The organism is Pedobacter sp. FW305-3-2-15-E-R2A2 (genome assembly GCF_038446955.1).
Taxonomy (GTDB): domain Bacteria; phylum Bacteroidota; class Bacteroidia; order Sphingobacteriales; family Sphingobacteriaceae; genus Pedobacter.
In genome coordinates this window covers 1611393-1635383 of record NZ_CP151803.1, presented here as the reverse complement: position 1 = coordinate 1635383, position 23991 = coordinate 1611393, and the positions used below count along the sequence as shown (strand labels likewise).

The following is a 23991-nucleotide window of genomic DNA, read 5'->3' as shown; positions in this document are numbered from 1 at the left end:
ATTTAGTACCTGGAAAACCAGGGTATTGCACATTAGAAAAAATGATTATGATCATGGGAATGAATTGAAAAATAATATATAATTTTATTGTGTATTGAGTTCTCAATACAAATGAGTTGACTCTTAACCAGCTTATAATGAATACCATTCTGATCATAGAAGATGATGCGGATATTCGGGAAAGCTCCGCAGAAATACTTGAACTCTCAGGCTACCATGTTCTACAGGCCGAAGGTGGAAAATCTGGCGTTCAACTGGCCATTCAATATCAACCGGATTTGATTTTATGCGACATCGTAATGCCAAAACTGGATGGATACGGGGTACTTTACCTCCTGGCTAAAAACAAGGCAACATCCGAAATACCCTTTATATTTCTTACCGCTAAGACCGAACGTGATGATTTTAGAAAAGGGATGGAAATGGGTGCTGATGACTACCTGACCAAACCTTACAATGACATGGAGTTATTAAATGCTGTGGAAACCCGAATCAGGAAGCAACGCAGACAGCATGTGCATTATCAATCTATTTTTAAAGGACTTGAAACCATTGACTCAGCAGAGGGAATGGAATTGAAGGAACTAATTACGGACAAAAAGCCGAAACAAATTAAAAAGAAACAAATCCTCTATTATGAAGGAGATCATCCTCAGGGCTTATATCTGGTTGTGGAAGGAAGCGTCAAGACGATAAAGATTGCTCCCGATGGCAGACAGCTCATTACCGGCATCTATAAACCCAATGACTATATTGGGATGGATGCCCTGATTATGGATGAGCCTTTTAAAGACACGGCGGAAGCGGTAGAGCAGACCTCTTTATATTTATTGCCAAAGGAGTTGGTGCTGAACCTGATCAATAAATCACAAAAGATAAGCAGGCAATTCATCAGAGCCCTATGTAAGAATGTTCAGGAAAAGGAAGAACAGTTGTTGGAACTGGCCTACCTTTCTGTTCGCAAACGCCTTGCCCAGGTCCTGGTCCGTTTAAGTAAAAAATCGCCGGTTTCACAGCAGCTGAGCGTGTCAAGAGAAGAACTGGCCGAGCTGGCAGGAATTGCCATTGAAAGCGTAAGCAGGACATTAACGGATTTTAAAGACAGAGGAATGATTGAAAAAAATGGCAGTATGATCCAACTCCTGAATGTAGATAAGCTTTCAAAAATAAGAAACTAAGGCTTATTCATTCCGGGAGGAAAGATCAGCATCGGAAACTCCTGAGCAGCTAGAGATTTCCTCACTGTTCCTTCTTTGATCATTCTGGAAAGCAGGGAATGTGGCTGATGTGTCATCGATAGAAGATCTGCTTCTCTTTCTTTATAAAACTGTGCAAGGCGATGAGACAGATGTTTTCCTTTAATGTGCTGGAATAATACCCTTGGATAGATGTCTTCACTTAATTTCTTCACAAAACCCATGACTTCATTATTGTCGTCAACATCTTTAGAACCATATAAGCTAACGTGAACAACTTCCAGTTGATATTCAAACAACTTACCAAGTTCAACAAGATATTCAATGGCAAAAATATCGGATTTGCTGTAATTCGTTGCAAAGATAACGCGGTCTAAAGCGGTCATGGATCCGGTTGCCGGCACCACCAATACCGGACATCTTGCGGCTTCAATCACAGATGCAGTATCACTTCCTAACAAAACATGGTCAATTTTACTGCCCGAAGCTGCTCCCATAGCAATCATCTCTATATTTTTGCTTTTTTCAAGATCTGCCACATGACTCGCAAGATCTCCTTCAGCAATTGTACTGGAAACCGTCGGTTTACGCTGATCTGTCTTTATTAAGGAAAGGAATCTCCTGAGGTGATCCTTAACTTTATCCATCTCAGCTTCGCAATGCAGTTTCCATGAATTACTGTCTGCTTCCTGAAAAATTCCAGGATAAAAAGGGTTTACGGGAACCGAATAATCTGTGTGAAATAACAATAAGTTGGCATGGAGCTTTCCTGCAAGTATCGCAGCAGTTTCAGCGGCAATTAAAGCATTTTTTGAAAAATCTGTTAATACAAGAACCGTTTTCATGATCACAAACATTAGTTTCAGCATGACCAATTTCTTAAGATAACGGTCCTTTTCCTATGATTGTTATCAGACAATTCCATGATAGCGGTCATTTTTCGGGACTTCCCTATTCACTAAATTGTATTGGTTATTTTAATGAAACCATCATAAGCATACCGCTTACAAATAGCAATGAATATGCTTATGATAGCTTCATAACCACTAAAAAACAATTATATTCCAATGAAAAAAGATGCATAAGTCCAATAGAACATCAAGAGGCTTTTACCAGCAACTGGCAAAATTGTTTTATGCCGTTGCAGCAACAGATGGTAAGGTAAGACCCGAAGAAATAGAAGAACTGAAGAAAATTGTAAAAAATGAATGGCTGGCCATTGATAATTCCTTTGATGAATATGGAACCGATCTGGTTTATTATATTTTAATCACGTTTGATTGGCTACACGAAAATAATTGGGACATTAAGCAGTCCATCCCTGAATTCAAAATCTATAAGAAAAATCATGAAGAGTTATTTACTGCAGCTGTTAATCAGCTCATCTTCAAAACAAGTTCGGTTATTGCTTCCGCTTTTGCCCAAAGAAACAAATCTGAACTCGTATTTCTAAGCCAGCTGGAAGTGATATTGAATAACAACAATCAGCCCTTGAATAAATAGGAGATAAAATTATGAAAGCAATTTTTTACAGTACTAAAATCAATGAGAAGGATTTGCTCATAAAATCCAATCAGGATAAACATGAGATTACGTTCACTTCAAAGAAATTGAGTATAGATACCATTTCCTATGCAAAAGGCATGGATGCAGTGATAGTTTTCACTAATGATGAAGTAACGGCACCCGTCATCAAAGCACTGGCAGAACGTGGGATTAAATATATCGCGACCAGATCCGTAGGCATAGATCACATTGATCAGGAAGCAGCAAGAAAGCATGATATTAAGGTTGCTAATATTCCAGACTATTCTCCACAAGCCATTGCAGAACATGCAGTAATGCTTGCCCTGGCATTAAGCCGGCATCTCATTCAGTCAAACCGGCAATGCCGGGTATTTAATTTCTCTCTTGATGGCCTGACGGGTTTTAACTTTTATGGAAAGACAGTAGGGATAATTGGTTTAGGACACATCGGAACGGCCGCTGTCCCCATCTTTCATGGGCTCGGATGTAAAATACTAGGTCATGATATCCGTCCAAAAAAACTAAATCATGTGAAGTTCGTCGACCTGGATACCCTGTATCGGGAATCAGACATCATTTCACTTCATGTGCCGCTGAATCCGGAAACCAAACATATGATTAACACAGATTCCATAAAAAAGATGAAAGATGGCGTGATGATCATCAATACCGCAAGGGGAGAACTGATTAAAACAACAGCAGTACTGGATGCCCTGAAAAGCAGAAAAATAGGCTACCTGGGCTTAGATGTTTATGAATATGAAAAAGGGCTTTTTTTTGAAGACCATGAAACCGACGAGTTCAGAGACTTTTTGTTTTCTGAACTGATGAAATATCCGAATGTACTGATCAGTCCACATCAGGCATTTCTAACTAAAGAAGCTTTACAGGAGATTGCAACTCAGATCATTGCAACACTGGACCGTTGGGATGCTGCTATTCCGGAATAACAAGTAACGGAATTTCAGTGTGCCCGGATAATTTATCATCAAGGTTCTCTTTAAAAAAACGCTTAAGCAGGTTCGTTTTATGATGAACCATCGCCAGAACATCCAGGTGCCCATGGATTTTATCAGATGACACCTGACCTTTAACGTCATCGTCTATATGAACTATTGATAATTTTGCCTCAAAAGCACGGGAAAATTCCTGAAGAAAAGGACGATCAGGTATTTGATTAACGGACGAACCGCAGGCAAAGCCGATTTCTTTAACCTCATCCGGCAATGACTTATAAGGAACCAAAAGCACTGGAATATCAACCTGATCCAGTACCTGCTGACTGACACTGCCGATGAAAAGTCTGACAATTCTGGGGGCTCCATACATCCCCATTACAATCATAGAGATTTTCCTGGAAGCGATCAGTTCTGATATCAATACAGGAACCTCCCCTATTTCCGCTATGCAGCTGATTTCAGGAAAGTAATCTCCGGTAAGGGATTCAGCGTCATCGCGTAATTTATCCGCCAGAAAATCAAGCTGCAAGCGGGCTTCCTTAAGAATCGCTGCCGGATTTTCAAGCGTTACAGCTCCCTGAAAAGGAACCTGCGTTTTCATTGCCCTTACCCCGGCATGAAAGAGAATAAGGTCTGCTCCTGTATGCTTTGCCATGTGCCATGCGAACTCTGCCGCATTTAAAGCTGGAAGAGAAAAGTCAGTGGGCACCAGAATAGTTTTCATCATTGTCTCAGTTAAAATGTAATTTTAATTATTATCCGGAGATCAGGGTTTTGCTATTTCCAAAACCATACGCCCCTCAATTTCACCCACCTTCATCTGATCAAATACCGTATTAATATCGTCCAGCCGCGCAGCATGAACATCGGCCTTTACTTTTCCATCTACAGCAAAAGCAATGGCCTCCTGCATGTCTTTTCTTGTGCCGACAATAGATCCTCTCACGGTGATCCTGTTTAAAACAGTGTCAAAAATAGGCAGTGGGAAATCTCCCGGAGGCAATCCATTCAGAGCTAAAGTTCCCTTACGCCTTAAAGCGGAAAGCCCCTGACTAAATGCAACAGGAGAAACAGCGGTCACCAGTACCCCATGCATTCCACCTGTTAGTTTCTTTAAAAATCCGCCGGGATCTTCCTGTTTGGCATTAACGGTGATTTCTGCGCCCAACCTTTTGGCCAGCTCAAGCTTATTGTCGGAAACATCTATCGCTGCCACATGCATGCCCATTGCTTTCGCATACTGAACAGCAAGATGCCCCAATCCTCCAACACCGGAAATGGCTACCCATTCCCCGGGCTTAACCTCTGTTTCTTTCAATCCTTTATATACCGTTACTCCTGCACATATAATGGGAGCCATTTCGTTAAAACTAATGTTTGAAGGGAAATGTGCCACATATCTTGCATCTGCAATGACATATTCCGCAAATCCACCATCCACGCTGTATCCGCCATTCTGCTGTGTATCACAAAGTGTTTCCCAACCGGTAATGCAATATTCACAACCACCACAGGCACTATGTAACCATGGAACACCTACTATATCTCCTTCTTTCACCTGATGCACTCCTTTGCCCAGGGCAGCAACATATCCAATGGCCTCATGACCGGGTATGAGCGGCATTTTTGACTTTACAGGCCAATCGCCATTACAGGCATGAAGGTCGGTATGACAAACACCACAGGAAATCACTTTCACCAGAATTTGATTTTCCTGAGGCTCCTTTACCGGCATTTCTTCTATTTTAAGTGCGGCTCCGAATTCATGAATTACGGCAGCTTTCATCGTTTTTGGTATCATATGATCAATATACAGTGGTAAACATTAGAAATTTCTATGTAAAGATTCCGGAAGCACGAGCAAGGGAATATCTATCTTATTTTTAATACGCTGGGTATGGCTTCCTTTAAATATTCTGCTAAAAAGGCTTTTATTTCTATGGACCATCGCCAGTATACTGATCTTCCCTTGTGCAATGAGCCAGTCTAAACCACGATCAACGTCTACATTCCAGACGTATTCGTAATAGATTTTATGGTAATTGACTTTATTGGTAATTTCATTGAGAAAAATGTCTATCGCAGGCTGGTCCTTAGGCTGGTGATCTGCACTGGAATCACTGATGTGTATAAGAAGAATTTCTGCATCAAAAATACGGGCAAAACCCGCGAGAAGGTGGATCATCTCCACATCTCCATCACCTAAATCGGTTGCAAATGCAATTTTTTCTATTTTTTTGAACCGGGCCTCTTTCGGGATCAGCAGGATAGGGAAAGCTGCAGCCTCAATCAATGCACGGCTATTTCCTCCCATCAGAAACTTTTCCGGACCTGTAGCTCCCGACATTCCCATAACCACCAAACTGATGTCCTGATGATGAGCCAGGTTAGTCACTACATCTTTAACCCAACCCACGTCGGTTACAGCCTCAATTCTGGGATGATAAAAATCGGTCGGACTTTCCAGTTCAAAAAGTGCCTTCATATTTTCAACCAGGCTCCTCAGCTCTACCTCAGATTCAGATTTTAGCGTACTGTAATCTGCCAGTGGCCAGGCAACACGTTCCGCCATTGGTGCTTCCGCAGGCACCAGAATGGCATTACATAATTTTACATCTACTTTCATCTCTTTGGCCAGATGCATGGCATAATGTGCTGCATTTTTTGCAGCTGAAGAAAAATCGGTGGGTACCAGGATCTTTTTCATAATGAACTATTTAATGTTTTTTATTTTGGTAGTAAGCGCAGCTTCAGAACTTCCATATAAGGCCAATTCAAGCGCCTTGTCCTGGTTGTAGATGTCTTCATAGTTTTGAATGAGGCCATCTACAATTTCACAGCTGAGGTAAAGCGTTTGTATGGGAATCCTTCTTTTCAAAGTGAAGGTTTCAGGTTCGTAAAAGACCATTGCCCGATGTAATGTTTTGATATCTTGTGGCTTTCCATCGGCCTTTAATAAAAGGGAAGCCAGTTTTTCGGCATCTTCCACCCGGATACACCCATGACTTAAAGCACGTATGTCCCTGCGAAACAATTGCTGTTCCGGCGTATCATGAAGATAGATCCCAAAAGGATTGGAAAACCTGAAGACCACCCGTCCCAGGGCGTTGTCACAGCCGGCAGACTGACGGATAAAATACTTCCCTGGATTTCTCCGGACCAGGGCTAAATTCCGTTCATCAGGATCAAGATACTTCCCCTTAAGATCATAGATTGCAAAATGATTTGTTTCCAGAAAAGCAGGATTCTTGATGATTTTAGGCAACAGCTCCGTAATAAAAATTTTCCCCGGAACCCTCCAGTCCGGGGCGGTGCTAAAATGACTCAGCACACTTTGGAATACCGGGCTTGGCGAGCTGGCCTTTCCAACAATCACTTTAAACTGATAGACACTATCGGGCAGATGCAGGCTTAAAGTATAGGAAGGAATATTGATCCGGATCGAAGGTATTTCTTCCGCACCGGCCCAGCGTAACCTTTCCATATTGATGGCCAATTTCCTGACGCTTTCCTCCGGAGCCTCGTAGCAATCATCCAGATATTGACCTTTCATTAATCGCATCTGCTCTTGCATCAGACGATATACGCCCGATTTGGGCTGTGAATTTAAGACCAGGGTCATAAATTCTGGTTGCTGCTTCGCTTTATCTAAAATTTCCTCTGCACAAAAACCAGGAGCCTCCCCGTTATCTAATTTTTCTGTAGTATATACCGGGTTTAACTTTCCAAAATGAAGGTGATAGATAAAGGCAATCATCGCATCTGTAAGCATCATATCAAACCGGGCTTTTTGGTCAGGACTTACCTTGGAAGGCCTTCTGTAAATATCATGCATCATCGCATAATCCAGCTCATTGGGATGGTAATCCTTATGACTCAGCCCAAACTGTAAAACGCAATCCAGCATCAATAATGCCTCCCATGTTCTTCTGATCTCTTTTTCCTCTTTTATCCAGCCGGGATTATATCCTGACCGTAAATAAAAACGTTCCACCGATTTAGGATAGTGAAAAACCGGAGCCATTGTTTTCTTTGTCAGGATTTTCCTGATGGCAGCTTTTAGCGTAGTATCGTTTTCAATTAATGAAGTCCTGCCGTAAACAGGATAAACAGGAGATGATTTAGATTGAAAAGATAACTGCAGTAACCAAATAATCAAGGTCAAAATGGCGTATATTTTCCCTTTGTCAGCAAAATGAATGTTCTTCAACTGTTTCATAATCATCACATTTAATAGATTAAAGTTGAACACTTTCAGGCAGAAAAATAATGACAGAAATCACCTTTAACATTGATAATCAACACGAAACAGCATAAATATCAACCCCGTTCAAAAAGCCAGCGGAATGGCTTCAGTCTCTGTTCGGGCTTTAGCCCATATTGCGCGATACTTTTTTCTTTGATCAGCTGAACCGCTTCTTCAACACGGTCTGTGACCAAAAACATATGCCCGTCGGCAAGCGTAATTGTGCCTTCCTCTTGCATTTGTACAATGTGCTCAAGCAACTCCTTATGATAGGCTTTTCCGAAAATAATAATTGGAAAATCTTTAATCTTATGTGTTTGCATAAGTGTCAATGCTTCAAAAAACTCATCCAGAGTCCCATATCCGCCAGGCATCACTACAAAAGCAAAAGAATATTTAACCAGTAAAATTTTACGAATAAAGAAATGATGAATATATACCCATTTATCCAGATAGGAATTAGGTTTTTGTTCGGTTGGAAGTTGGATATTACAACCTACCGACCGACCGTTTACATCTTTAGCACCGCGATTTGCCGCTTCCATCAATCCAGGGCCTCCACCTGTGAGAATGGTAAATCCGAGTTTAGCGAATTCGACAGCTGCAGTACGGGTTAACGTATAATACGGATGCCCCTCTTTAAAACGGGCAGAACCAAAAATAGTAATACATGGTCCGAGAAAATGAAGTTTTCTAAAGCTCCGGACAAATTCCAGTAAAACCTTCAGGGTAAACACGAACTCCTTCCATCGCGATTGAGGCCCGGCAAGGAAGACAATTTCCGATTTGTTCATTTTGATCACATTTAGCTGCTACTAAATATCAGTACCTGAACAATCAAAAGAAATGACCACAAACACCTCAATTTTTGATATCGGTCATCAAGGCAAAAAATAACCGCCTCCTTACGAAGGCGGTCATACATAAACCCGGACTTATGTAATTTCAATCTTTCTGGTCACCTGTTTGGCTTCTTCTTTTTTGGCCACCTGAATATTGAGGACCCCATCTGTATAGCTGGCTTCTATCTGAGCATCATCGGCACTTTCAGGTAATGCAAAAGAACGTACAAAAGAAGTGTAACTAAATTCCCTCCGATTGAACTGTCTGTTTTTTTGCACATCCTGCTGTTGCTGCTCTACAGATACCGTAAGCATATTCCGGTCCAGCTTAATGTCAAAATCGTCCTTTTGTAATCCCGGAGCGGCCATTTCGATATGGTAATCATCTTCAGTCTCACTGATATTTACCGCAGGGACCCTTGATATCATCCTGTCGGAGAAAAACGAATCATTAAAAATGGATTCAAAAACATCATTGAATCCGCTGGTTAATGAATTAGATCTGTTTCCATTAAATTTGATAAGTGACATATTAAAATCCTCCTTCTTAATTTTTGATCGTTAATCTTTCTGATGATCTCTAACCAACTCAAGCAATCTGTCAAGTCTCATTTTCAGCAAATCAATTTGTCGTTGATTCTTTGAAAATCTGAGTTCAGTAAGATGGCTTTGAATAAATTGTTCTACATCAGTAATATATACGCCAGGCCAGAGCTTGACTTCCCCAGGCAGATTCACCTGCTCAAGTATGGCCTGATATTCATCGGCATTCATATGGTTAAATTAAAATCCCCCTGGAATTATATTCTGGTATATTTATGCTCCAGACCAGGATAATAGTTTTTCAAAAAGTTATTTCTTAATGAATCCATTTGCCTCATGAACGACTTCATATCAAACTCTTTATTCAGCCATTTTTGCATAAAATAATCCGGCTTGGTAAAGTTTTTATAAAATAGTTTATCATTCCAGACAGGTTGACCAAAGTTTTGTCTGAAGATGTAATTAAACTGTCCGTCAAAGTTTTTTCTAAAATTATTCAGGACACTGTCAACGCTTACCTGCCTGTGGTTTCCTCCGTCAGCGTATGACCATACATAGGTCGAATCATATCGGATCACATTGCCTTTATCATCGACCTCTTTATTTACTTTCCAACCCACTTGTGGTTGGTTTTGCTCAGTCTTTTTTGTCGTAATTACTGTTGTCTTTTTCTTATTTTGCTGAGCTTCGCAAGCAATGTTGCACAATATAAGAGACATTAAAAACACTAACGCTTTCATACTATTATTGCTACAAATTAATAATAACTGTTAAAAAAATTCTTGGATTGGGAGACGATCTGAATGGGCTGATTCGTCTGACCCGTTATCTAATTACCCGGGGCCGGGAACTGTAAGTTCTGATCGACCGATTGAATTAAAGACATAAATACCTCCTTTAATTTAATGATTAAACCATATTACAATTTTCTGTTTTAAAGGTGATTTCACCTTCTGTTTTTACCACAACTGCTGTGCCAATCTTAGCATAACTGACACCCTTTCTGTTTCATGTGGCTGTCTGTATCTCTCTTATTCTATCAGCACCCAGGTATAGCTTTCAGGCTCCAGCGTACAGGTATATTCAACTTCATAGTTCCTGTTCAAAGTATAGCTTTTTGCAGCTTTCCCCTTTTCCATCAGCTTAGCAACAGAGGTTAAACCGGTATAATAAAGAGGAACCTTAATTGTCCGCGTAATTTTCTCTTTTAATGGATTGTACAGCATCAACATTCCTTTGTTCTTTAGCCTAGGGTTTACATGGAGCAAACCATCCCAGTCTCTTCCATCCGCTCTGCGCAAATGGATGATTTCTGAATTCAGAATGTCACGGTATTTCTTATACCAGTCTATCACCTTGACTACGGTCAGTCTTGTATTTTCAGTATCGTACAACCTTGGGCCGCGATAGCAGGCCTGAACACCGGCACCATAATACTGCATCATCAATTGCTCGTAATCTTTAAGGTGGTCTTTTAAAGGTTCCAGGACAGCCTCAGGTCCTCCACCCTGATATTTAGTGAGTGGAACAAAGCCCCAGCTCATAGAAGCGGTCTTCTCCCAGGTCCCATCAAAGATATTCTGACGGTTCAGGATCAATTGGTTTTCTCTTGGCAAAGAAAAGTTCACTTCCCGGTAGCCAATTGCAATTTTATTCGTTCCGTCCAGAAAATACCAGTCGGGCGCATTGATATAGACGCCCCGTCCATTTAACCAGCGGTACAATTCCTTCTGAATATTGATCTGCTTCCATTGAGAATCTTCCAATCCCTGGTGTCCCGGATGACTGGTTGAAGCGCAGACATCGCCTGGATATGGCCCATCATTTTCCCAGATATCAAAACCTGTTTTCGAATAAAAGGCCTTAATCTTATCCCGGTATCCCAATCCCCATTTACTGCCAAAACATGGAGCATTGCCAAAAAAGGCGCCACCAGGTTTACCTGTTTTGGGGTTAATGACATCATCTTCATCGCTGATTCTGCGGGAGCTGAAAAGGGAATAACTGCCAATAAAAACCTTTTTTTGATGCGCATAGCCGGCAAGGTCTTTCCACTTCTTAATATTTGTGGCACTGGTATCTTCTACATTACAATGACTGCCAAAACTGAGTATAAGTGCTTCATACCCCGTTGCCGCACATTGGTCTATAGCATTGCGTACTTCATCATCGTTCTTGCTCACGAGGTGCATAAATATCGGATTTGCCGTTGTCCATGGTGCAATGGAATTATACATTTTCCGTATAGCAAGGCCTCTTCTTTCCCTGTCATAGCTGTCCATCAGCAATTCATAAGTACGTATGGAGTTAAATACTTCTCCTTTTTTAAATTCGATTCCGGAGACCTTATCCGGATAAATTTCCAGCAAACAGGGTGTTTGATAATCGTAATTTACTTGTGAGGTGTAGGTCGAATCTACCTTCCAATGGGTAGTCTGATCGCTCAGATCATACCTCATGGCATTATTAAAAGCATAATTACTTTCAAAATAAATGCCTTGAGGTTTTGCCATTTTATCTACCCCTCCCACTACCGCACTTTGTTCTTCTACCATTCCTAAGATCTCATTCACTACACGGCCAATCGTAAAGGTTTGATCACCCTTATTTTGGATGGACAGCGATTTTACAATTAAAGGAAGGCCATCATAGAGCTCATAGTTTATACTGACTTCCAAACCAGATAATTGAGGCGAACTTCCACGATAATGAAAGGAAAGTACTTTCCCAGTGGCTTGCTGATGATTGGATGCCCAGAATTTACTTTTCCAGTTTAATTGCGAACGGATTGGATTGACTTCAAAATTAATCATCTTAAAATCCTGATCACCCGGAGTAAAACGATCCAGCCATTCCGGTAAAATATAAGCATTCTCTTTCTGCCCGGTCAGGCCACCGATATTGTAATCTTTCCCATTGATATTAATCCTGGCCTCTGGTTTTACTGATCTCAGTAATTGTTGCCCGTTTACCTGGTTCAGGTAATCCATACAAACCACATTGGGTTCAATCCTGAATGTCCTTTTGACAAGACCATTATCGAGCGTGACTTCTTTCTTTGTTTCCTTTACTTTAACGCTTGCGGTATATGCAGTTGCGTTTAACAACCAGTCTTTTTTTATCGGTTTCTGAGCCATCAAGGCTGATGTAGAGCTGATCAGACCAAAACCAATCAGGGATAAATCAAGCAGGATCTGCTTAATGGTGATTTTTTTCATTCGTGTTTATTTGGTGTTTGTTGGTTAAGCAGCTGGCATATACTGATGCCAGCTGCTGTGGTTTCTTGTTTTAAAATTAATACATTTTAGCTAATGGAAGTGATAACTCTGCCTACAATTTATCGAATGCTTTTTTATGAACAGGCATTGGAAGGATATTCCGGATGGAAAAGTAATTGCAGGAAAAAGGAAAACTTAAGATCAAAAAAATAACCGCCCCTTATAAAGAGACGGTCGGGTTTGGAAAGGTATAGATAAACGCACAAATTTGAGTTTACGAGATTTCAATTCTTCTGGTCACCTGTTTGGCTTCTTCTTTTTTCGCCACCTGGATCTGAAGCACTCCATCCGTATAATTAGCTTCTATTTTTGCATCGTCAGCACTTTCAGGTAAAGAAAAAGAACGTACAAAAGAAGTATAGCTAAATTCCTTTCTGCTGTACTGCCTGTTTCCCTGAACCTCTTGATTTCGTTGCTCTACAGATACACTGAGTATGTTTCTATCCAGCTTAATATCAAAATCCTGTTTATTTAGACCGGGTGCTGCCATTTCGATATGGTAGTCATTTTCGGTCTCACTGATATTTACTGCCGGTATTTTTGACATCAACCTGTCAGAGAAGAAAGAATCGTTGAATACAGATTCAAAAATATCATTGAATCCGTTAGTTAGTGAATTTCTTTTGTTTTCATTAAATTTAATAAGTGACATAATAAATCCTCCTTTTTGTTTAGAAAATGATACATCAGATAAAAAAAATACATTTAATTTCGTAATGCATACTTCAAGTCTGGTGCCAATTCAAAAAAGCAGCGAAAAAGAAAGCAACAAAGTACCAATAAACTGAAATAAATTCATTATTAAGGAAAAAATGACAGTCTAAATGCCAGATTTTCCTGTAAGATCGTTTAAGCGTGATTTATCCTAACCAAGTTCCATTCCATTAGGAGCAGAAACTTGTCCTCCGGATCCGAATCTTGCGACCAATTGATAGAAATTACTCAATTGCCCATTTGCATTTCGATCTTTATATAAAAAGTCTAATTCTTCTTTTTCGAAATCATTAAAGAAATCTGCCCAGGTGATCTCTTCGAGGTCTTCCTGCTTTCCATGTTCTGAAAAATGGATTTTCAATATTCCTTCTCCCCCATTGGCCTCAGCTCCTGTCATCCTGCAAGGAATACCTTTTCGCTGCTCAGCCCATCTTCTGATGACCTGATGATCGTGTGTTTGATTGGAACTACTCATGATGAACTTGTTTAAACTGTTTATTTACTGATATTAAAGACGTATCAAATTTACCTCTTCTGTTTTTGAGACAATTAAAGGAACTTTTTCCACGGTAACAAAACTCAAATCCAGTCCGAATCCCTTTTCCTCAGATAAACTAAAATGTTTCAATGTATTATAGCAGGCAACGATAAACCTCTCCATAATACTTAAAGTATTACTGCGGGAAAGTACCTTTTGAAGTACCACAAATCTAAAATCTCCAATGATATGATGTTTTCTTAAAGATTGATATTGACTAATAATGTCTACTTCTTTACTTTTAACCAATTCCTGTACCACCAACCTGAACAAATGACTAATCCTTTGCTCTATCCTGAAACCTAATTTAAAATCTATTCTGATCAGCTTTCCAGAGATGAGAGGAATTACCTTGTAGTGTCGGCCATAAGGCTGATCCAGAACATCCACATGCACCAGCCAATACACATCAGCTCTTTTTGGCTGCTTTTGAAGGATAGAATAAATGATCGTCGACTCCAGCTCCGAGCTGAATTTAGCACTCGTTAAATAGACCAGTTGAGAAGCATATTTAGGAACAGAAATATCTGAACTTAATTCCCGGATGATGGAGTAATAATTTTCCAGGTCCACAAACCTGACATATTTATTCTTTATTTTTCTTCCTTTAGACCAAGACCACATGATAAAGAACAACACACAGCCTACAGTTAAAGCAAACCAGCCGCCGTGAAAAATCTTAGCCAGGTTTCCAATAAAAAAAGTAAGTTCAATTAATCCATAAGTCAATAAAAAAAGAACTACCAGATAACCTGGCACCTTTTTAAGCCGCAGATATATGGAAACCAATATCGTAGTCATTAACATCGCAATGGTAATTGACAAGCCATATGCAGCCTCCATATAAGTAGATCTTCTAAACAGGAAAATCACCGTAATACAACCAAGCCATAAAATGAGATTCATAGAAGGAACATATAATTGCCCCTTCTGAATGGTAGGATAGTTTATTCTCACCTTCGGCCAGAGGTTCAACCTGACCGCTTCCGCAATTAAGGTAAATGAACCTGAGATTAAAGCCTGACTGGCGATAATCGCGGCAAGGGTAGCAACCCCTATACCGTAGTAAAGAAACCAGTCGGGCATTAAATGATAAAAAGGATTCTTGTCATTCAGGCGAGTCCCCTCCTGTGTCATAAGCCAAATGCCTTGTCCGAAATAATTCAATAAAAGGCATGTTTTAACGTAAATCCAGCTGATTCGGATGTTGGACCTCCCACAGTGTCCCAAATCCGAATATAGGGCTTCCGCACCTGTGGTGCATAGGAAAACACCTCCAAGGATGATCAAAGCTTCAGGACTTGTCGTTAGAAGATGGTAGGCATAATAAGGATTTATCGCTTTAAAAACTTCAGGTGCTCTGATGATAAAGGTTAAGCCCAAAATTGCGAGCATCGTGAACCAGAGCCACATTACCGGCCCGAATGTTTTACCCACAATTGAAGTCCCATATTGCTGAATAAAAAAAATGCCGGTAATGATGATAAGAACAACAGGAATGGTAGGAAGTCCCTGATATTTAATTTCCAACCCTTCAATGGCGGAGGAAACAGTAATGGTCGGCGTGATGATCCCATCGGCCAGTAAAGCGGCCCCTCCAATCATCGCAGGAATGACCAGCCATTTCCCTTTCCGCCGTACAAGAGAATATAAGGAGAAAATCCCTCCCTCTCCTTTATTATCAGCCTGTAAGGTGATCAGAATGTATTTTACAGTGGTCTGGAGCGTAAGAGTCCAAAAAATACAGGATAAACTGCCAAGAACAAGCTCAGAAGTAATCAGCCTGTTTCCGATAATCGCTTTAAAAACATATAAGGGTGAAGTACCAATATCACCGTATATAATACCTAAACTGATCAATAGCCCCGCAGCCGATAATTTATGGACCCTTTTATCTGTTAACATGACCTATAAAAAACAAACGAAATTTGCTAAGGTTTAAAAAAGTTCTTCCTGTCTAAGACTTTATAAATAGAATGAGGATATCCCTAAAAACAAAGTATTTTTGCATCAGGAGTATAAAGCAATCAGATTATGATAGAAGAAGAGGAAGTGATACTTGTAAACACCAACGATGAGGTGATAGGAACGATGCCAAAATTGGAAGCACACCTCCAGGGCAAGCTTCACAGGGCATTCTCTATTTTCATTTTTAACGCATCAAAGCAACTGTTATTACAACAACGGGCGTTAAATAAATACCATTCTCCTGGCGAATGGACCAATACCTGCTGTAGTCACCCCAAGCCTGGAGAGGAAACTACTGATGCAACGGTAAGGAGGTTACAGGAAGAAATGGGCATGGAATGTAAAATGGAGCCGGTTTTTAGTTTTCTTTATGAAGCTGAAGTTGGGGATGGCTTGATAGAAAATGAATATGACCATGTGTACTTCGGAACAAGCGATAATCTGCCGCAACCCAATGCCGAAGAGGTTAGTGCTTTCAGATATGTAGATATGGAAGAACTAAAAGCCGACCTGATTGAACATCCGGAAAACTACACTGCCTGGTTAAAAATATCGTTTGAGCAGGTCCTGTTTCATTATTATAAAATGTTTGATAAGGAATTTTAGTAGATTTGTCTCTATAATAAACGCTCCATGCACAAAATCTGGTTTACTTCTGATCACCACTTCGGGCATAACGGAATCATTCAATATGCCGGAAGGCCATTTGAAAGTGTAGAGGAAATGGACGAAACCATGATCCGGAAATGGAATGAAAAGGTAAATGATAAAGATGCAGTCTATTACCTTGGAGATTTTGCACTCAACCGTCCCGAACGACTAAAAGAGATTCTTAAACGCTTAAACGGAAGCATTTACCTCATCACCGGTAATCACGAAGTCTCCGCCCTTTCCTGTAAAAAGAGGTTCGAGTGGGTGAAAGATTATTATGAACTGAAAGTGAATGACGATACCGTACCAGGTGGAAAACAAAAAATCGTGCTGTTCCACTATTCGATTAGAAACTGGAATGGCAAAGGAAAAGGAAGCTTCCATTTATATGGCCACTCCCATGGAACACTGGAAGAAGATAGGAATTCACTATCCTTTGATATTGGCGTAGACAACCATGATTTTTACCCACTTGAATATCAGGAGGTGAAGGCTATGATGTTAAAAAAGGAATCGGCACTTCAGATCCTCAGACGCGAGCCTACGGATAGCAAGTCCATAGAAAATCTACTGTAATCAGGCTAATTTACAGCGCTGATTTAAATGAACGTGGACTTTCTCCAACCTGTTTCTTAAAGAAATTATTGAAATTCTGTGGGTGGTAATAATGTATAAGGGTTTCTTGCTTATCCACAATGACCAAAATTACATATTTATACCTGCCGGCGATGCGAATTTCATCAAATCTGTATAAATATATATTGAGCAATATCATTTTTATACCTGCTTTAAGGCATTTTTATCCTTGGCATACACCTATAGATTTGCTTCAAATAAATATTACTGATATGAAAAAGTTAATTGTATCTATGGCGCTAATGATGGCCGGACTTTACGCTTATCCTCAATCCTCCCAAACCGGAGAACAGTGGAGAGTCAGACTTAGAGGAGTCGCAGTTATTCCTCAGGAAAGTGCTTCAATCGGAGTGATAGGTGGTGATGCCAAAATTTCAAACTCCTTTATTCCGGAACTGGATTTCACGTACTTCTTTAACAAACACTTTGCGGCGGAACTGATTCTTGGAACCACCAGACATAAGGTGAGTACGGTTGGTTCTGACCTCAGTGCAATAGGTGCAGCAAGCTCGGCAAAGGTAGATCTGGGCAAGGTATGGTTACTCCCACCCACCCTGACCTTACAATATCATTATCCCGTTGGAAAGTTTAATCCTTACCTTGGAGCAGGTGTCAATTACACCATTTTTTACAGTGCTGATGAAGGTCCGGTAGTCAAAGGAATAAAGTATAAGGACAAGTTTGCTTTTGCAGCACAGGCTGGCTTTGATTACGACATCAGTAAAAGGTTGTTCATCAATGTGGATCTGAAGAAAATATTCCTTTCTACCACCGCTACTGTTGATGCGTCGAACCTTACACCCTCAGGAAGCCCACAATTGGCTCCAGTGCTGAGCAATATAGAAGCAGATGTAAAAATCAGGCCCTGGTTATTGGGTGTAGGCATTGGCTGCAAGTTTTAGCCGTTTGAATTTCTTTGAAAACTATTTTACATGGCCTTTCCGGAATGATTTCGGAAAGGTCATATCTGCCCGTATAATGTGGCAATTCCTTCTTCTTTTTCTGCCAATTGAAGCAGTTCTTTCTGAAAACGATCAATCGCAGCCGGCTCCACAATAATTTCCAGCTTGAGCTTGTCTTTTTCCTCTTCCCGGTATTGGGTACATACATTAGATTCCAGATGTACTTCTACACCCACAATTCCATTTACCCCAACAGGATAGTATTTCATAGAAAAATAAGAGATGCTATCTTTCTCCCCTGCTTCATAAAATAAAACCTCCCTGCCTTTTGGATAAGCAATTAAAGACCTCGCAAAGGCTGATAAGGGCTTAGATTGTTCATATACTTCAGTCCTACCATAAAAGCCACCGTTAAAAGCACTGACAGACATTTCAAACATATCGTCATCTTTCCAAATCACTTTTACTTCAATAAATGGTTTTTGCAGGTTTAAATTCATTTTGACAAGTTAAGGATCAAACCTATCATTTCTTTTGATTAATTACTCCAAAATGATCACCTTTCGCTACCTGCCTTTTCGCAAACATCATCAAGGGACACTGCTCGGGTAGTGTTATGGTTGATTTTTATCGTTCTCTATGTTCTGGCCGAATATGGTGCGAAGTCTTTGCAAGTATTCTTCGACTCCGACCCGAAGAAGAGTCGAACGAAACATAGAGAAGAGTCGACCAGTATCACAACTCAACCATAACACTACCCGAGCAGTATACCGACTGTAGTTTTAATCGCAATTCAGCATTTCTTTATTTTGATCTGCTATGAACAGGAAGTTATAAATTCTCCAATGCTTTCTTTACGCCTTCACCTACTGCTTTCGCAGATTGTGGGTTTTGTCCGGTTACCAATCGCTGATCCGTTACCACATGTTCCTGCCATGGAGCTGATTTCTCATAAATTCCGCCACGTTCTTTCAATTGATCTTCCAGTAAAAACGGAACTACATTTTCCAGTTTAACAGCTTTCTCTTCTTCATTCGTGAACCCACTTACTTTTTTACCATCAATCAGGAATTTTCCGTTGCTTAGTTTGATGTTTACCAATCCGGCTGGTCCATGACAAACTGCACTAACCACCCCATTGTTTTCATAAATTTTAGTGGCAATACCTGCGATTTCCTGATTATCAGGAAGGTCCCAAACTGCTCCATGCCCCCCGGCATAATATATCGCTACGTAATCGTCTGCTTTTATTTCCGAAGGTTTATGGCTATTGCTGATCTTTTGATGATATACCTGATCTTCCCAAAACTCTTTGTTCACGGCATCCGAAAGATCGAATCCATCGACCGGTGGATTGCCACCTTTAGGACTCACAAAATCTATTTCATAACCGGCTTCTTTTAATACTTTCCAGGCGTGACTAACCTCTCCGAGGTAATAACCTGTAGCTTCTCCGGTACTTCCTTTTTTGTCATGGCTAGTCACCACAAATAAGACTTTCTTTTTCATCTGATTAGATTTGAGGGTTTGCGCATTTGCTGTATTTACAGAGGAGAAAATGGCGCAACATGCAAGAACCATCATTCCCTTTTTAATCATTTTCATAGTATTGAATTTAAACACCTCCATTATTACAATGGACAAGGGCACAAAGTTTCAATAAAAATAGAAGCACTAAAAGGAAGCTGGTCACAAAATTTATGTGATTACAATCACACTATGGATGACTGAGACGACTCAATGTTTCTCTTGATACGCCTATATAGGCAGCAAGCAAGGTTTTTGGTAAACGTTGCAAGAGCTTAGGATTCAATTTCAAAAACCGGTTATATCGTTCCTGTGGATTCTTGTTCAACAGGAACAAAATCCGTTGTTGTAAGGCAACATAACCGGCATGGGATTTCTTACGGAAAAAATTGGCCATCCCCTTTATCTCATTGCAAAGTAACTCCCTGTCTTCCGCAGAGATCACCAACAGCTCACTGTCTTCAATACAGTCGATATTAATGCATGCCGGAGTATGGTATACCAGAGATTGGTAGTCTGAAATCCACCAATCTTCCATCGCAAATTGAAGGATATGTATCTTTCCATCCTCATCGGTATGATAGGCTTTAAGCAGCCCTTTGACTACCCAGTAATCATGAAGCACCGTTGAACCCTCTTGTACCAAAAACTGATGTTTTTTAAGCTTCTTAACACTAAATTTAGAAATCACCTCATCAAACTCTGCATCTGTTAATATGGTCATTTTCTCTATGTGTTGACGGAAGGCTAGGCTCATCTTCAAATCTATTCAATTTTTCAAAATAGAAGTACACAATAAGTTTAAACATGGTCTTTTTTACTAAAACAAATACCGACTAAACTGATTATGGAAATTTACTCCTATTGTTTTCTACAAAGTGGTAAAGTGTATTGATAAGTACCGGTCTTTGTGTTTCAAACAAATTGCTTTGTGCGGTAAGTTCGGCTGTCTGGCTTACAAACCCATCTTTTTCTAAAAAAGCTTTTTGCTGAGGAGCCTGAGCGATAGCAATTGCCCGGGCTTCTTTTAAAGTCCCGGCTATTTCAGGCAACAAAAGTTGCCTATGGATCAGATCGGTTACCACATCCAGGTGAAAATATAACGCAGTTTCAAAATCCTCCCAACCAGCAAAACCAAGCCATTCCATCAGCATGACCAGACAAAACACTTCCGGTTGAAGCCGACTCAAAGCATCAGGATGCAGCCAGTATTCCCGGATCAGTTGCTCTTTTTCTACTACTGCCGCGGCGATTTTTTCCAGCGCTTCTTCCTTATCTTTATTTCTTCTGATGATCAGTTCTGTAAGGGTAAAGCGCGCTTCGTCAATATGCTTTAATGTCGCAGCAATATCAAAGTTATGCTCCAATAAATGTGCTGAGGCCTCCAATTCAGAAACACCGGTCTTCTGTACAATTAAGGCGATACACTCCTGTCTGAAATAACCTGCCGCCGCTTCCACATTTCCACCTGCCTTTTCAAGGAGACTAAGTCCATGACGCAGTCCTATAGGGAGCTGCTGCCTTAAATTTTCCAGTTTATGTTTATCAATTTCGTCCACAGTTCCAATTAAAGCTGATCATGCCAGTGCTTACCATTAAAAAAAAGCTTTGCGCTAAGGTAATTATTATTGACCCATGTGAACAAGAGTTTCGTTTTTTCATTATTTTGGGCATTATGGCATTGGATTTTCACCGGCTCGATAACAGCGACTACTTATTTGGACTCGACACAGCTAAATACAACAGGCTTGAAGAAATATTTGAAACCTTTAAACATTGGACGGGCTTAGCAATTGATCCTTATACGGACAATCGCCTGTCGGTCGACCATCAAAAAGTACTCCTCAGAATAATTGATGATTATGTGGCTAAAACAGACCTCAACAAGGATAAATCAAAGACCACTGCGATTTTGGAATTCAGGGGATTATTAGCCTATTTATCAACTAACAATTGGGAGATAGAACTCCTGGGAGATTAAAAAAACTCCTTTAAACCACTAACATATCATGACACATCAACAGATCCTGGCTAAAGTTGCCAATAAATATTTTGCACGTTGTATTGACGACGAGATTGCCTATCTGACCTACCAGGCAATGCTGGGTCCGCAGGCCAAAAACAAAGCTCCGGAAGAATGGCTGACAGAAATCCTTCCTCAACTATTAGCGAGATGGAACTGTTTGCTTGAAGCCCCTGAAGTAAGCGAATCAACAGTACATTCCACCTGGCTTGCCATCGCAATCACCTTACACAAATATGGATTTCAGGACAAAGACCTCACACAAAAAGCAATAGATGCGATTGACTATATGAACAAGCATGTGTTGTCAAGCGATGATTTATTTAGAAAATCCGAAGAGATAAAAACATTCCTGAAATCCAGTCCGGAGCCCTTAAAACGAAAACCGGCTTACCAGGACAGTGTCACCTTTTTTAGAGCGGAAGATGTCATTTCTATACAATACAACAAGCATTTCTACGTAGCCTATGTTCATGAAGTAAATACAGGAAATGAAAGGCCTGTGGTTGAGTTCTATGATGGTGTATTTGAAAGCATTCCAACTTTAGACCAGGTGAAAAATCTCAAAGCAAAAGGTCGGGGAATTGAAAAACCAGTCATTTCGAAATTTGGGATCTACAACAGAACACATTTACCGGATTTTGCGAATCAATTTGTTTTACTGGCCATTGGCGTAAAAGAAAAACCGGATAACAGTATGTTGGAAATACCTGCCGGACTTTATACCATGAGCAGTTTATATGACATTCAACTTAACATCAGACAACTATTTCTTCTAAAAGGCTAACCTTAAAGCAGGATTAATCCAGGTATAGATCTTTTAATTATTTAATTTCAGAACATTAAATTTTGGGACGAATTGCCCTATTTAACGGCAATGGAACTTCGTAAATTTAAAAACGAAGGGACATGCCGAAACCCCTGAAAGCAGTAGGCAAAAATTAGAGTTTTATTCTTTTTGATCTATAAAAGAAACGCGATGAACAATCCTGCTGATTTTCGGATCAGCAGGTTGTTTAATTGCGGCTATTTCATAAAAAAAAATCCCCTCACCTTACAACTTGACTTTCACAAAATACAACCTGTTCCGGTCTACAGATTTGGTAAAGGGCAAAATTTTCTGTGCAAAAGTTCCTCCCGGCCCTGGAATTACACCAAAATCATCGTCGTTGGAAATGACCAATGTATTTCCATTGATCAGCGCCAGGCCTTCTGCTTTATCATGAGGGTAAATCGAAGGCAAATTCTTTAGCAGATCCAGAACAACGGACTTACTTACGGGAACAATACCGGCGGTAGTCAAACCTGCCTGATCTTTCAGTTCTTCTACCGTCTTACCGGAATACAGCTTACCTGTAGCGGAATTGTTGGGATCAGAGATTTCAGTTGCTCCGGAAAGATCAATCTTAAAAACCTTTTTAAAGGTCGCAGCTGATGTTGACGCTCCACCATAACCTCCGTCTCTTTCGAGTGTCAGAAAAGTAGTTGCGTTGACCGCCAAAATCTCACTTACCCCTGTTAAAGAAGGGTTCTCCATTAAGTAAACGTATTGTTTTGTAGCTGCAGTGGCGATGTCAAAAGTAAGAATCCGCAATACGACAGAATTTGTTGCAGCTGCAGCATTAGGGTTGGACATTGGCGACTGCATAATACCGACCAGTGTTTTTCCATCCGGAGTAATGGCCAATCCTTCCATTCCGCGGTTTGCTTTGCGCTTCGCAAAAACAGCAGGGATACTCCTGCCACCTGTTCCATTGCCAAAAGGATTGATCCTTTCCATGGTACGTCCGTTCGCATCCACATGGAGAATATGAGGACCATATTCATCACTGATCCAGAAACTGCCGTCTGAGGCCCTTACGAGTCCTTCAGAATCTATACCATCGATACTTGGGTTAAGGGTCTTCCCTGTCAGGTCGATCGCTGTTTCACCAGTGGAACCTGATCCCTCTGGATTAGGCAATCCGTTTAACTTTTGTCCGAGGGCATTTTTAAGTTCTATAGTTTGCTCCAAAACAAGCTTTCCGTCTTTTAGTCGGAATTTACCAATCTGAGGCGTAAAATCAGCCTTGCCGAAGATTTTTATATTTGAAGTAGGCCCTTCGGCATTCGGACCACGGTCTGTTAAAAGGTAAAATATATCGGCCGCATTTGGATCTGTTGCCACTGCAGATCCAAATCCCCCATTGTATACTTTCACGCCATTGGATGCCTCGAATAACAATGCCGGATCTGAGGCCTCTGCCATATCAGGATAACTGATCTGTGGCTCAGTACGGTCATTGTGTTTTTTGCAGGAAGCAAAGAGTACCGCAAGGGCGACAGAAGAAAGTAGTAATGTTCTTTTCATAGGTGCTTATTTTTTACAAAAAGAGCATCAGACTATGAACAAATTGTTAAGCCCGGGATAAGTTCCTAAATTTAATACTGATATATTTACA

General features: G+C 40.4%; 26 protein-coding genes. 8 read left to right on the top strand and 18 right to left on the bottom strand.

Annotated elements, in window-relative coordinates:
- Window positions 1-137: 137 nt before the first annotated feature.
- Window positions 138-1178 (top strand): response regulator, encoded by a 1041-nt coding sequence (locus AAFF35_RS06885; RefSeq protein ID WP_342331676.1) that lies wholly within the window; start codon window positions 138-140, stop codon window positions 1176-1178.
- On the opposite strand, the gene AAFF35_RS06880 is transcribed toward AAFF35_RS06885, so the two are convergent.
- The gene (locus AAFF35_RS06880) at window positions 1175-2065 is read right to left on the bottom strand and encodes a universal stress protein (protein ID WP_342331675.1); all 891 of its coding nucleotides are present in this window, start codon (window positions 2063-2065) and stop codon (window positions 1175-1177) included. The two genes, AAFF35_RS06885 and AAFF35_RS06880, sit on opposite strands and share 4 nt — an antisense overlap.
- A 208-nt stretch (window positions 2066-2273) precedes the next feature.
- Between AAFF35_RS06880 and AAFF35_RS06875 the strand changes: the two genes are divergently transcribed.
- A complete protein-coding gene (locus AAFF35_RS06875; protein ID WP_342331674.1) occupies window positions 2274-2699 on the top strand; it encodes a hypothetical protein in 426 nt (141 codons plus the stop codon).
- Window positions 2700-2710: 11 nt separating this feature from the next.
- Window positions 2711-3673: a 2-hydroxyacid dehydrogenase gene (locus AAFF35_RS06870; protein ID WP_342331672.1), complete on the top strand. Its 963-nt coding sequence runs from the start codon at window positions 2711-2713 to the stop codon at window positions 3671-3673.
- Here AAFF35_RS06870 and AAFF35_RS06865 read toward each other — a convergent pair.
- The 12 genes from AAFF35_RS06865 to AAFF35_RS06810 form a co-directional block, all read right to left on the bottom strand.
- Window positions 3660-4409, bottom strand: coding sequence for a universal stress protein (locus AAFF35_RS06865; protein WP_342331671.1), 750 nt, complete (start codon window positions 4407-4409; stop codon window positions 3660-3662). The genes AAFF35_RS06870 and AAFF35_RS06865 overlap by 14 nt on opposite strands.
- A gap of 39 nt (window positions 4410-4448) precedes the next feature.
- Complete coding sequence (adhP, locus tag AAFF35_RS06860; protein ID WP_342331670.1) at window positions 4449-5468, bottom strand: alcohol dehydrogenase AdhP; 1020 nt, start codon at window positions 5466-5468, stop codon at window positions 4449-4451.
- Between the two features lie 39 nt (window positions 5469-5507).
- Window positions 5508-6389: a universal stress protein gene (locus AAFF35_RS06855; protein WP_342331669.1), complete on the bottom strand. Its 882-nt coding sequence runs from the start codon at window positions 6387-6389 to the stop codon at window positions 5508-5510.
- 6 nt (window positions 6390-6395) lie between these two features.
- Window positions 6396-7901, bottom strand: coding sequence for a L,D-transpeptidase family protein (locus tag AAFF35_RS06850; RefSeq protein WP_342331668.1), 1506 nt, complete (start codon window positions 7899-7901; stop codon window positions 6396-6398).
- 101 nt (window positions 7902-8002) lie between these two features.
- Window positions 8003-8722 carry a TIGR00730 family Rossman fold protein gene (locus tag AAFF35_RS06845; protein WP_342331667.1) on the bottom strand — a complete coding sequence of 240 codons (720 nt, stop codon included), beginning with the start codon at window positions 8720-8722 and terminating at the stop codon, window positions 8003-8005.
- Between the two features lie 141 nt (window positions 8723-8863).
- Entirely contained in the window at window positions 8864-9301 is a 438-nt protein-coding gene (locus tag AAFF35_RS06840; protein WP_342331666.1) for an Hsp20/alpha crystallin family protein, read from the bottom strand.
- Between the two features lie 30 nt (window positions 9302-9331).
- Window positions 9332-9544: a hypothetical protein gene (locus AAFF35_RS06835; protein WP_342331665.1), complete on the bottom strand. Its 213-nt coding sequence runs from the start codon at window positions 9542-9544 to the stop codon at window positions 9332-9334.
- A gap of 26 nt (window positions 9545-9570) precedes the next feature.
- The gene (locus tag AAFF35_RS06830; RefSeq protein ID WP_342331664.1) at window positions 9571-9933 is read right to left on the bottom strand and encodes a hypothetical protein; all 363 of its coding nucleotides are present in this window, start codon (window positions 9931-9933) and stop codon (window positions 9571-9573) included.
- A gap of 411 nt (window positions 9934-10344) precedes the next feature.
- Entirely contained in the window at window positions 10345-12531 is a 2187-nt protein-coding gene (locus tag AAFF35_RS06825; RefSeq protein ID WP_342331663.1) for an alpha-galactosidase, read from the bottom strand.
- Window positions 12532-12805: 274 nt separating this feature from the next.
- Window positions 12806-13243 (bottom strand): Hsp20/alpha crystallin family protein, encoded by a 438-nt coding sequence (locus AAFF35_RS06820; protein ID WP_342331662.1) that lies wholly within the window; start codon window positions 13241-13243, stop codon window positions 12806-12808.
- Between the two features lie 213 nt (window positions 13244-13456).
- The gene (locus tag AAFF35_RS06815; protein ID WP_342331661.1) at window positions 13457-13780 is read right to left on the bottom strand and encodes a hypothetical protein; all 324 of its coding nucleotides are present in this window, start codon (window positions 13778-13780) and stop codon (window positions 13457-13459) included.
- 33 nt (window positions 13781-13813) lie between these two features.
- Window positions 13814-15748 carry a KUP/HAK/KT family potassium transporter gene (locus AAFF35_RS06810; RefSeq protein WP_342331660.1) on the bottom strand — a complete coding sequence of 645 codons (1935 nt, stop codon included), beginning with the start codon at window positions 15746-15748 and terminating at the stop codon, window positions 13814-13816.
- A 129-nt stretch (window positions 15749-15877) separates the two neighbouring features.
- Between AAFF35_RS06810 and idi the strand changes: the two genes are divergently transcribed.
- The 3 genes from idi (at window position 15878) to AAFF35_RS06795 (ending at window position 18000) form a co-directional block, all read left to right on the top strand.
- Entirely contained in the window at window positions 15878-16417 is a 540-nt protein-coding gene (gene idi, locus AAFF35_RS06805) for an isopentenyl-diphosphate Delta-isomerase (RefSeq protein ID WP_342331659.1), read from the top strand.
- Between the two features lie 27 nt (window positions 16418-16444).
- Window positions 16445-17038 (top strand): hypothetical protein, encoded by a 594-nt coding sequence (locus AAFF35_RS06800; protein ID WP_342331658.1) that lies wholly within the window; start codon window positions 16445-16447, stop codon window positions 17036-17038.
- Window positions 17039-17310: 272 nt separating this feature from the next.
- Entirely contained in the window at window positions 17311-18000 is a 690-nt protein-coding gene (locus AAFF35_RS06795; protein WP_342331656.1) for an OmpW family outer membrane protein, read from the top strand.
- Between the two features lie 59 nt (window positions 18001-18059).
- On the opposite strand, the gene AAFF35_RS06790 is transcribed toward AAFF35_RS06795, so the two are convergent.
- The 4 genes from AAFF35_RS06790 to AAFF35_RS06775 all read right to left on the bottom strand — a co-directional run bounded on the left by AAFF35_RS06790 (window position 18060) and on the right by AAFF35_RS06775 (window position 21086).
- Window positions 18060-18500 (bottom strand): hypothetical protein, encoded by a 441-nt coding sequence (locus AAFF35_RS06790; protein ID WP_342331655.1) that lies wholly within the window; start codon window positions 18498-18500, stop codon window positions 18060-18062.
- Window positions 18501-18831: 331 nt separating this feature from the next.
- A complete protein-coding gene (locus tag AAFF35_RS06785; RefSeq protein WP_342331654.1) occupies window positions 18832-19605 on the bottom strand; it encodes a type 1 glutamine amidotransferase domain-containing protein in 774 nt (257 codons plus the stop codon).
- A gap of 112 nt (window positions 19606-19717) precedes the next feature.
- Complete coding sequence (locus tag AAFF35_RS06780) at window positions 19718-20251, bottom strand: Crp/Fnr family transcriptional regulator (RefSeq protein ID WP_342331653.1); 534 nt, start codon at window positions 20249-20251, stop codon at window positions 19718-19720.
- 121 nt (window positions 20252-20372) lie between these two features.
- The gene (locus tag AAFF35_RS06775; protein ID WP_342331652.1) at window positions 20373-21086 is read right to left on the bottom strand and encodes a hypothetical protein; all 714 of its coding nucleotides are present in this window, start codon (window positions 21084-21086) and stop codon (window positions 20373-20375) included.
- Window positions 21087-21202: 116 nt separating this feature from the next.
- Here AAFF35_RS06775 and AAFF35_RS06770 point away from each other — a divergent pair, with 116 nt between their 5' ends.
- On the top strand, window positions 21203-21508 hold the full coding sequence (locus AAFF35_RS06770) for a hypothetical protein (protein WP_342331651.1): 306 nt from the start codon (window positions 21203-21205) through the stop codon (window positions 21506-21508).
- Between the two features lie 28 nt (window positions 21509-21536).
- Window positions 21537-22337, top strand: coding sequence for a hypothetical protein (locus tag AAFF35_RS06765; protein WP_342331650.1), 801 nt, complete (start codon window positions 21537-21539; stop codon window positions 22335-22337).
- 267 nt (window positions 22338-22604) lie between these two features.
- Here AAFF35_RS06765 and AAFF35_RS06760 read toward each other — a convergent pair whose 3' ends face one another.
- On the bottom strand, window positions 22605-23900 hold the full coding sequence (locus tag AAFF35_RS06760) for an esterase-like activity of phytase family protein (RefSeq protein WP_342331649.1): 1296 nt from the start codon (window positions 23898-23900) through the stop codon (window positions 22605-22607).
- Window positions 23901-23991 lie beyond the last annotated feature (91 nt).

Bases quoted from the DNA above. Each gene is read 5' to 3' on its own strand.
- AAFF35_RS06885 (WP_342331676.1), top strand. From the start codon at position 138: ATGAATACCATTCTGATCATAGAAGATGATGCGGATATTCGGGAAAGC.
- AAFF35_RS06880 (WP_342331675.1), bottom strand. From the start codon at position 2,065: ATGCTGAAACTAATGTTTGTGATCATGAAAACGGTTCTTGTATTAACA.
- AAFF35_RS06875 (WP_342331674.1), top strand. From the start codon at position 2,274: ATGCATAAGTCCAATAGAACATCAAGAGGCTTTTACCAGCAACTGGCA.
- AAFF35_RS06870 (WP_342331672.1), top strand. From the start codon at position 2,711: ATGAAAGCAATTTTTTACAGTACTAAAATCAATGAGAAGGATTTGCTC.
- AAFF35_RS06865 (WP_342331671.1), bottom strand. From the start codon at position 4,409: ATGATGAAAACTATTCTGGTGCCCACTGACTTTTCTCTTCCAGCTTTA.
- adhP (WP_342331670.1), bottom strand. From the start codon at position 5,468: ATGAAAGCTGCCGTAATTCATGAATTCGGAGCCGCACTTAAAATAGAA.
- AAFF35_RS06855 (WP_342331669.1), bottom strand. From the start codon at position 6,389: ATGAAAAAGATCCTGGTACCCACCGATTTTTCTTCAGCTGCAAAAAAT.
- AAFF35_RS06850 (WP_342331668.1), bottom strand. From the start codon at position 7,901: ATGAAACAGTTGAAGAACATTCATTTTGCTGACAAAGGGAAAATATAC.
- AAFF35_RS06845 (WP_342331667.1), bottom strand. From the start codon at position 8,722: ATGAACAAATCGGAAATTGTCTTCCTTGCCGGGCCTCAATCGCGATGG.
- AAFF35_RS06840 (WP_342331666.1), bottom strand. From the start codon at position 9,301: ATGTCACTTATCAAATTTAATGGAAACAGATCTAATTCATTAACCAGC.
- AAFF35_RS06835 (WP_342331665.1), bottom strand. From the start codon at position 9,544: ATGAATGCCGATGAATATCAGGCCATACTTGAGCAGGTGAATCTGCCT.
- AAFF35_RS06825 (WP_342331663.1), bottom strand. From the start codon at position 12,531: ATGAAAAAAATCACCATTAAGCAGATCCTGCTTGATTTATCCCTGATT.
- AAFF35_RS06820 (WP_342331662.1), bottom strand. From the start codon at position 13,243: ATGTCACTTATTAAATTTAATGAAAACAAAAGAAATTCACTAACTAAC.
- AAFF35_RS06815 (WP_342331661.1), bottom strand. From the start codon at position 13,780: ATGAGTAGTTCCAATCAAACACACGATCATCAGGTCATCAGAAGATGG.
- AAFF35_RS06810 (WP_342331660.1), bottom strand. From the start codon at position 15,748: ATGTTAACAGATAAAAGGGTCCATAAATTATCGGCTGCGGGGCTATTG.
- idi (WP_342331659.1), top strand. From the start codon at position 15,878: ATGATAGAAGAAGAGGAAGTGATACTTGTAAACACCAACGATGAGGTG.
- AAFF35_RS06800 (WP_342331658.1), top strand. From the start codon at position 16,445: ATGCACAAAATCTGGTTTACTTCTGATCACCACTTCGGGCATAACGGA.
- AAFF35_RS06795 (WP_342331656.1), top strand. From the start codon at position 17,311: ATGAAAAAGTTAATTGTATCTATGGCGCTAATGATGGCCGGACTTTAC.
- AAFF35_RS06790 (WP_342331655.1), bottom strand. From the start codon at position 18,500: ATGAATTTAAACCTGCAAAAACCATTTATTGAAGTAAAAGTGATTTGG.
- AAFF35_RS06785 (WP_342331654.1), bottom strand. From the start codon at position 19,605: ATGAAAATGATTAAAAAGGGAATGATGGTTCTTGCATGTTGCGCCATT.
- AAFF35_RS06780 (WP_342331653.1), bottom strand. From the start codon at position 20,251: ATGACCATATTAACAGATGCAGAGTTTGATGAGGTGATTTCTAAATTT.
- AAFF35_RS06770 (WP_342331651.1), top strand. From the start codon at position 21,203: ATGGCATTGGATTTTCACCGGCTCGATAACAGCGACTACTTATTTGGA.
- AAFF35_RS06765 (WP_342331650.1), top strand. From the start codon at position 21,537: ATGACACATCAACAGATCCTGGCTAAAGTTGCCAATAAATATTTTGCA.
- AAFF35_RS06760 (WP_342331649.1), bottom strand. From the start codon at position 23,900: ATGAAAAGAACATTACTACTTTCTTCTGTCGCCCTTGCGGTACTCTTT.